Below are 8,101 nucleotides of genomic sequence, written 5' to 3'. Positions count from 1 at the left end.
CGCTCTATATAAAAAGAACCGCAGGTCTCTTCAGATCTACGGATTTTCGCCATGCCACGAAATTAGCATCATGCTAGCAAGTTAAGCGAACACTGACATGATAAATTAGTGGTTAGCTATATTTTTTTACTTTGCAACAGAACCCATTACTTCGACGAATAATCTTACCTCCTCTTTTAGCTACTTCTTTTCCTTTAACTTGAACTTGTATTTTTCCAACGAAATTTTTTATTCAAATTTTCAGGATCATACACTTCCAATTCTCCATCGAAAGACATTTCTGTATAGTAAGAATTAATGTCTGGGTTTATTTTCAATGTATTAGTGGCCATAGATTCAATTTCTAAGGTAGCTTCCCTTTCAATAATTTTTGAATTCAAAATTTTAATATAAATCCCTTCCTTTTATATTATACACAATCTATTTTTTAGTTTTATTTGTGATACGCTTCTGCGTATCGGTTAATGATGCGGTTTTTAATTATATAATTTCATTTAATAAGGTAATGAACAGTTTTTTGATAAATGTTATTCTTCTAAAATTCTTTTTAATTTACACACTAAAAAATATCCTCCTTAACAATAATAAGTTATTTAAATTATTGATTAAGGAGGATATCTTTATATCTATTTATTTCTCAATCTAGAACTAGATTTTTATCGTGCTTTCAGTTCATTTCCTGTCATCCATTTATGATTTTTAATGATTTTACCATTATCTTTGGATTTGTAATCAACTACGTAAACAGTAGTCTTTTTCACGTTATCTATATTGGCTGTAGCCCCTTTCATACCAGACATATGACTTGCTTCTAATTTAACAGTATCGCCCTTACTAAATCCATCTTTAGGTGCATCTTTGATCTCTTCGTTTACGACCCATTTATGATTGTTTACTTTTTCATTTCCATTTGTGGGTTTATAACTTACAACATAAGCATATGTTTTATACGCACCTTTTACAGTAGCTTCTGCACCTTTCATACCTGGCATATGCCCTGCTGTAATCGTTACTTTATCTCCTACTTTAAATTCACCCTCATTAGTCGATGTCATACCTTCAGGAACTTTACTTTCATCATTATGCTTCATATGGCTCTCACTTTTTTGGTCATTAGTGTCTTTATCTTTTTCATCATTATTGGAGCAAGCTGATAATATTAGTAATGATCCTAATATCATAAAAAATAATTTTTTAATCATAATAAAACTCCTATCTTTTATTTTAATTTTAATGTAAAGGCATTAATTGCAACAATAACCGTACTTAGTGACATTAAAATAGCACCTATTGCAGGTGATAAAATCAAGCCGATAAATGCTAAAATACCAGCTGCTAAAGGTACAGCAACAATATTATAACCTGCACCCCACCATAAGTTTTGCACCATTTTTCTCATAGTATTATTTGAAAGAGTCAAGAAATGAATGATATCTGATGGATTACTTTTAACAAGTATGACATCACCTGAATCCACTGCAACATCTGTGCCTGCACCAATTGCTATACCAATATCGGCTCTTATAAGACTCGGCGCATCGTTGATACCGTCTCCGACCATCATGACTTTATTACCGTCACTTTGATAATCTTTTATAATGCTTTCCTTATCTTCTGGCATGAGTTGTGCGTGGACATCACTAATACCTAATTCTTTTGCGACAGCGTGTGCCACTTCATTATTGTCACCTGTAAGCATGACTGGTGTAATATGTCTTGATAGTAAATCAGCTACCATTTGTTTTGAGCTTTCTTTAATTTGATCTCCTTGAGCAATCATGCCAATGACTTGTTGATCCTCAATTAAATAGCTGATTGAATTACCTTGTTGAGCTAATTTAGTAAATAAGTCATCGTCATAATTAAGTTTATGTTTATCAAGATAAGAGACATTTGTTATTTTATATGTTTTATTATCAATTAGACCTTCTAATCCGACACCTGGAATATTATTAACGTCTTGTGGATTAGTAAATGAAACATTTTTACTTTTCGCAAAATCAACAATACTTATAGCTAATGGGTGATTAGATTGACTTTCTAATGAGGCGAAAAGGCTTAATATTGTATCATTACTCAAATCATTTTTAAAGCTCTCATAATGATTCACAGAAAAGTTACCCTCAGTTAAAGTACCAGTTTTATCCATCATTACATAATCGATATGTTGAGCTATTTCTACAGACTCTCTATTTTTAATAATTAAACCATTATGTGCACCAATTGAAGTTGAACGTGCAGTGACTAAAGGTATTGCCAAGCCTAAAGCATGTGGACAAGCAATGACTAACACAGTTACAAGACGTTCTAATGCAAAATCAACATCATTTTGAATGAGCATCCAGACAATAAACGAAATCACGCCAACACTTACAGCAAAGTAGAATAAATAACCCGCTACTTTATCAGATAACAATTCAGCACTAGATTTATCATTTTGTGCTTGATTAACAAGTCCCATAACTTGAGAAAGATATCCATCTTCTCCCACAGCTGTAACCTTGACTTGTATTGTTCCAGACCCATTAATAGAACCCCCGATGACGTTGTCATTTTGATTTTTTTGGACTTTTTTAGATTCTCCAGTGACTAGGGATTCATCTATAGATGTTTGTCCTTGAACGATAATACCATCTGTTGGAATGCTTTCTCCGGCTTTTACTTCGACGATATCATCAGTCATGATGTCTGATATTTTAACTTCTTCGCGTTGGCCATTATCCATAACTTTAATCGCACTATTAGGTAACAGTTCTGCCATTTTCTTTAAAGCATCTCCAGCATTTCCGACAGCATTCATTTCTATCCAATGTCCTAATAGCATAATTAAAATTAAGGTTGCTAATTCCCAAAAAAAGTCCATTGTATGACCAGTTGCACTACTAAAGTTATTCATATAAAAAGCATACAAGCTATAAATATAAGCTACTGAAATACCTAGGGCAACTAAGGTCATCATGCCTGGTTTTTTTGTAGCAATTTCATCTTTACCACCAGACAAGAACGGTTTACCACCATAAAAGAATAAAATTGTACTTAATATTAACACTACCCATTCAGAACCTGGAAATGTGAATTGAAAAGGTAAGTTAACACCCATCATTGGCGATAAAAGAATGATAGGTATTGCAAAAATTAATGAAACAAAAAACTTAACTTTAAAATTTCCATGATGATGTGCATGGCCACTATGATGATGTGAGGTATGGTTATCATGATGCATTTGATTAGAATGATTCATGTGATTTTTATGATTATGCGCTTCACCATTATTCTTCAAATTAACCCCTCCTAATAAAAATGTTATAGTAAAGTTATTTATACTATAACATATACCCCCCCAGGGTATAAATAGTTTCGATTTATCTCCATTTATGGATTTGTTTATATCATTCTGAAAATAATGTCTACACGTCCTACATTAGACCTTGTCATCGATGTTTAAAACAAGGTTTTAATTAAAAAATCTCATCTGAACTATCGCATGACAATACACTCTGACCAAGGTTAGCATTATCAACACAAATCATATATTACTATTCTTAAAGAAAATAACGCACTTCAAAGTAGGTCTAGAAAAGCAAATTGTCTAGATCATTATTTAATGAAGCCAGTAAATGAATTCATAATAAACTCATTTACTGGCTATTTTTCTAGTATTTATATTCAGTCTTTTCAAACTATATTAATCATTTTTTGATTCTCAAATTCTACGCCACAATAGCTGCATTTTATTAAAGATATTATATATTCAATCAATTTCAGAGTGAGTTATATACAACCTCATTTTTAGTTTTATTTATAATATGATTCTGCACATAGGTTAATGATGCGATTTTTAATTAACGTCTTTTTGTTATAAGTCTTAAAGAAATACTAAATAAACAACATTATTTTCCTTAATTGAAACGAAAGAATGACAAATTCCATACTATTACATTGGAATTTGTCGTTCATTTATTAGAAGCATATATTTTACAGACTTCTAAATTAATTGTTACAACAACAATTATTATCCTGTTGCTCTTTTTCATTTTTTTCATTTTTTTCTTCAATTTCTACAGAACAACAAGATTGTTCCTGAGGTTTTAATTTTTTTAATACGTCTTTGACTCCCATTATCTCACCTCCTTTAAATAACGATGTTCACCATCAAACCTGTAGAAATAGCTACAACTAAAATGGCGATAACGAATGAGATTACAAATTTTTTCTTGAATAGTTTCGATAATAATACAACTTCTGGAATACTTGCACCAGCACCACCAATGATCAAAGCAACAACTGTCCCAAGCGACATTCCTTTTGAAGCTAATGCTTCAGCTATAGGTAACATGGTTTCAGGTCTAATATACATAGGAATACCTATAATAGAAGCAATAAATACGGATATAATGCCACCTCCACTCGCATATTTAGTAATAAATGTTTCGGGTACAAAGCCATATATAAAAGCACCAATAAATACACCGATAAATAAGTAAGGAATCATTGGATATAAGAATGCCCAAGCATCATTTAATGCTTGTTTAAAACGAGATCCATGTTTATTAGCGAAAAACTCATCGCCTTTAACATTTACACCTTTATAACTTTTAGATAAATTCATTTTTGAAAATACTAGACCCGTTAAGACACTAAAGATTGCTAGTACAATAAAATAAACAACAGCAACTTTCCAACCTAATAAGGCCCATAACATAAATATCATTAAGGGATTCATTAAAGGTGACGCAATTAAAAAACTCATTGCAGGACCAAATGGAACTTTAGAATTTAATAAACCTGCAAGTATAGGAATTGTAGAACAAGAACAAAATGGTGTCATCGCACCAAAAGCCATTCCCAAAATATAATTAATAGCTTGATTAGGTTTACTTAAAAAGTATTTTATTTTTTCTTCTGAAACTATCTGCTGGATGATACTTACAATAAAGCTCACGATGATAAATAGTATGAATAGTTCAAAAAACAACATCACAAATGTTTTTATAAATTCCATAATTGAATCTAACATGAGTATAACGCCTCCAAATTTAATTAATCAATATTTCTTGATGTATTAATCAAAAAAAATTGATTAATACTACATTAAAAAAGATACTTAAAGTATCTTACAACAAGTATCTTCATTTAAAACAACCTGTATTTGCTGCTCATTAATTTTATAATAATTCCATGTGCCATGCTTTTCAGCAATAAGAACATTTGCATCTACTAATTTTTTTAAATGATAAGAAAGTTTAGATTGTTTTATATCTAATAACTCTTCTAAATCACATACACATAATGATTTATTGAAGCTTTGGCTAATTTGATTTAGTATTTTTAATCTGATTTTATCGGCAAGTGCATTAAACATATTTTCATAAAAGTCAAATTGTTGATCTTCACTCATATCAGTCTTTGCTTTAATAACTTCCATAAAATACCATCCTTTTTATAATATTTCATTGAGTTTATATTATCTTTATTTCAATTCTTGAATTGCTTGTTTATAGTTATTTTTTGTTGATTCGCCATACTGATTAATGTTCCCTTTAAAAAACTCCTTTTCCATATATATTGTAGCTTCTTTTAAATTGATTTCTCTTGATAGCATAACAAGATTTAAATAACTTACAAAATAACCAACAGTTAAAGTACTTGCATGGTTTACTCGCAATCAAGCACGCCTCCTTATTGTCAACGTAGTTTTATATCATTTAATACATCAATTTTTTTTGATGTATTAAATGTAAATCAATATCCATATTATCGCAAGAAAAAAACTATAATTTTTACATAAACTTAGGTATTGCTCACAGAAATACTAAAATAATTTTTTTATAAATTGTATTATTAAGAATTAAATTTAGTAAAATTTTTAAAACTCAAATAAAAACATAGACACCCATCTATATAGATGTTAGTCTATAATCGTAAATTAATTAATGAGGTGAGTATAATGTTAAATATTGAAATATACGAAGAAGCTATGTGCTGTTCTACTGGGGTATGTGGTCCAGAACCGGATGAAACACTAATAAAAGCGAACCAAATCAATGAATATTTAAAACAAAATCAAATAGAAGTTCAACGTTATAATATGAATAATAATCCGAATGAATTCATTAAAAATCAAGAAGTTATTCGTTTAATTCAAGAAAAAGGTGATGAAGTTTTACCCATCACTTTTATAGAAGGCGGTATAGCTAAAACGGGCGCTTATATTACCCAAGAAGAAGCTGATGAAATCATTACAGTTAATCAAATGAGAAATGGAGGATGCTGTGGTGGAGATGGATGCTGTTAAATACTTAAATAAATTGAATTTAGATAACATTGAGTTAACAAAATATTTGTTTTTTACTGGTAAAGGTGGCGTAGGCAAAACAACGATATCAAGTTTTATTGCTTTAAACTTAGCAGAGAATGGAAAGAAAGTAGCTTTAGTAAGTACTGATCCAGCTAGTAATTTACAAGATGTATTTCAAATGGAATTATCTAATAAATTAACTAAATATCAACCTATACCTAATCTCTCTATAGCCAATTTTGACCCGATTGCTGCTGCAGACGATTATAAAGCACAATCTATAGAACCTTATGAGGGTATTCTACCAGAAGATGTGCTTTCTGAAATGAAAGAACAGTTAAGTGGTTCATGTACAGTTGAAGTAGCAGCATTTAATGAATTTACAAATTTTTTATCCGATAAAACTTTAGAACAAGAATTTGATTTCATTATATTTGATACAGCTCCCACAGGTCACACCTTGAGAATGCTTGAATTACCTTCTGCATGGACAGATTATTTAAATACAACGAGTAATGACGCTTCTTGCTTAGGTCAATTATCAGGTTTAAATGAAAATAGAGTTAAATATAATTCAGCACTTGAAAAACTACGTAACCAAGATGATACGACCATGATGTTAGTTGCGAGACCTACTCACTCTTCTATATATGAAATTCAAAGAGCGCAACAAGAATTACAACAACTGTCAATTTCTAAATTCAAAGTAATCATTAACAACTATATAGAAGAAAGTCACGGTTTAATTTCGAGTCAGATGAAATCAGAACAAGATAAAAACATTAATCATTTTACTGAATGGTTAAATAACAATCATGCTTATTACGTTCCATATAAAAATCAGAAAGAAGAAGGTATAGAAAGTTTAACTAATCTATTAAATGATGATAACTTAATTGAAAATGATGACTTTATTGTTGAAGATCATCCGCAATTCAATAAATTAATCGATGAAATTGAAAATAGTAAAGTTCAATATTTATTTACAATGGGAAAAGGTGGCGTTGGTAAAACGACAGTAGCAACGCAATTAGCTACAACGTTATCTAATAAAGGATATCGTGTTCTTTTAGCAACTACTGACCCTACTAAAGAAATTAATGTTGAAACTACAAGTAATTTAAATACTGCTTATATTGATGAAGAACAAGCATTAGAAAAGTATAAAAAAGAAGTACTAGCCACAGTGAATGATGATACACCACAAGACGATATTGATTATATTATGGAAGATTTAAAATCACCTTGTACAGAAGAAATAGCATTTTTCAAAGCCTTTAGTGACATTATGGAGAATCAAGACGACATGGATTACGTCATTGTAGATACAGCTCCTACAGGCCATACCTTGCTGTTACTTGATTCTAGTGAAAATCATCATAGAGAATTAAAGAAAAAATCAACTCAAACTACCAGTAATGTTGAAACATTATTACCTAAAATTCAAAATAAAAATTTAACACAGATGATAATCGTAACACTAGCAGAAAAAACACCTTATTTAGAATCTAAACGTTTAGTAGAAGATTTAAATAGAGCTAATATAGGCCATAATTGGTGGGTTGTTAATCAATCGTTAGTTACGCTAAATCAACGTGATGACCTTTTTAGTAACAAAAAAGAAGATGAATCATTTTGGATAAACAAAATTAAAAATGAAAGTTTTGATAATTACTTTGTCATACCTTATCGAATATCAGAATATTAATGTTATTGATTATAATGAGACCTAGAGTCTACTTTAAACCAGTTAATAATTTAGGAGTTAAGCAAGTATATAATTTATCAAGTGACAATAAAAAT

General features: G+C 30.1%; 8 protein-coding genes and 1 pseudogene. 3 read left to right on the top strand and 6 right to left on the bottom strand.

Translation table 11 applies throughout. The features are described 5' to 3' along the window. Window positions 1-85, top strand: a pseudogene (locus tag E2558_RS09675) (IS6 family transposase); the annotation flags it as partial. Window positions 86-656: 571 nt separating this feature from the next. Here the strand turns inward: E2558_RS09675 and E2558_RS09665 are convergent. The 6 genes from E2558_RS09665 to E2558_RS09640 all read right to left on the bottom strand — a co-directional run bounded on the left by E2558_RS09665 (window position 657) and on the right by E2558_RS09640 (window position 5,665). After that, window positions 657-1,202 carry a YdhK family protein gene (locus E2558_RS09665; RefSeq protein ID WP_049335234.1) on the bottom strand — a complete coding sequence of 182 codons (546 nt, stop codon included), beginning with the start codon at window positions 1,200-1,202 and terminating at the stop codon, window positions 657-659. A gap of 17 nt (window positions 1,203-1,219) precedes the next feature. Further along, window positions 1,220-3,280 (bottom strand): heavy metal translocating P-type ATPase, encoded by a 2,061-nt coding sequence (locus E2558_RS09660; protein ID WP_168210238.1) that lies wholly within the window; start codon window positions 3,278-3,280, stop codon window positions 1,220-1,222. A 710-nt stretch (window positions 3,281-3,990) separates the two neighbouring features. Then, window positions 3,991-4,119 carry a hypothetical protein gene (locus E2558_RS12550; RefSeq protein ID WP_017175598.1) on the bottom strand — a complete coding sequence of 43 codons (129 nt, stop codon included), beginning with the start codon at window positions 4,117-4,119 and terminating at the stop codon, window positions 3,991-3,993. Window positions 4,120-4,132: 13 nt separating this feature from the next. Further along, window positions 4,133-5,017: a permease gene (locus tag E2558_RS09650; protein WP_126564921.1), complete on the bottom strand. Its 885-nt coding sequence runs from the start codon at window positions 5,015-5,017 to the stop codon at window positions 4,133-4,135. Window positions 5,018-5,104: 87 nt separating this feature from the next. Beyond that, a complete protein-coding gene (locus E2558_RS09645; RefSeq protein WP_002449352.1) occupies window positions 5,105-5,425 on the bottom strand; it encodes an ArsR/SmtB family transcription factor in 321 nt (106 codons plus the stop codon). A gap of 45 nt (window positions 5,426-5,470) precedes the next feature. Continuing rightward, window positions 5,471-5,665 (bottom strand): hypothetical protein, encoded by a 195-nt coding sequence (locus tag E2558_RS09640; RefSeq protein WP_002441924.1) that lies wholly within the window; start codon window positions 5,663-5,665, stop codon window positions 5,471-5,473. 282 nt (window positions 5,666-5,947) lie between these two features. Here E2558_RS09640 and arsD point away from each other — a divergent pair, with 282 nt between their 5' ends. Next, window positions 5,948-6,295, top strand: coding sequence for an arsenite efflux transporter metallochaperone ArsD (arsD, locus tag E2558_RS09635; protein ID WP_002449502.1), 348 nt, complete (start codon window positions 5,948-5,950; stop codon window positions 6,293-6,295). Beyond that, window positions 6,282-8,006 carry an arsenical pump-driving ATPase gene (gene arsA / locus E2558_RS09630; RefSeq protein WP_188349594.1) on the top strand — a complete coding sequence of 575 codons (1,725 nt, stop codon included), beginning with the start codon at window positions 6,282-6,284 and terminating at the stop codon, window positions 8,004-8,006. The genes arsD and arsA overlap by 14 nt, the downstream gene beginning before the upstream one ends. The last annotated feature ends 95 nt before the right edge of the window (window positions 8,007-8,101 follow it).

The sequence above is a fragment of the Staphylococcus pragensis genome (assembly GCF_004785665.1).
GTDB lineage: Bacteria > Bacillota > Bacilli > Staphylococcales > Staphylococcaceae > Staphylococcus > Staphylococcus pragensis.
The sequence above is the reverse complement of the archived record's forward strand: the minus strand, read 5'-3'. Positions and strand labels throughout refer to the sequence as shown.

Coding starts and splice junctions, on each gene's coding strand:
- E2558_RS09665 (WP_049335234.1), bottom strand. CDS start 1,202: ATGATTAAAAAATTATTTTTTATGATATTAGGATCATTACTAATATTA.
- E2558_RS12550 (WP_017175598.1), bottom strand. CDS start 4,119: ATGGGAGTCAAAGACGTATTAAAAAAATTAAAACCTCAGGAACAATCT.
- E2558_RS09650 (WP_126564921.1), bottom strand. CDS start 5,017: ATGTTAGATTCAATTATGGAATTTATAAAAACATTTGTGATGTTGTTT.
- E2558_RS09645 (WP_002449352.1), bottom strand. CDS start 5,425: ATGGAAGTTATTAAAGCAAAGACTGATATGAGTGAAGATCAACAATTT.
- arsD (WP_002449502.1), top strand. CDS start 5,948: ATGTTAAATATTGAAATATACGAAGAAGCTATGTGCTGTTCTACTGGG.
- arsA (WP_188349594.1), top strand. CDS start 6,282: ATGGATGCTGTTAAATACTTAAATAAATTGAATTTAGATAACATTGAG.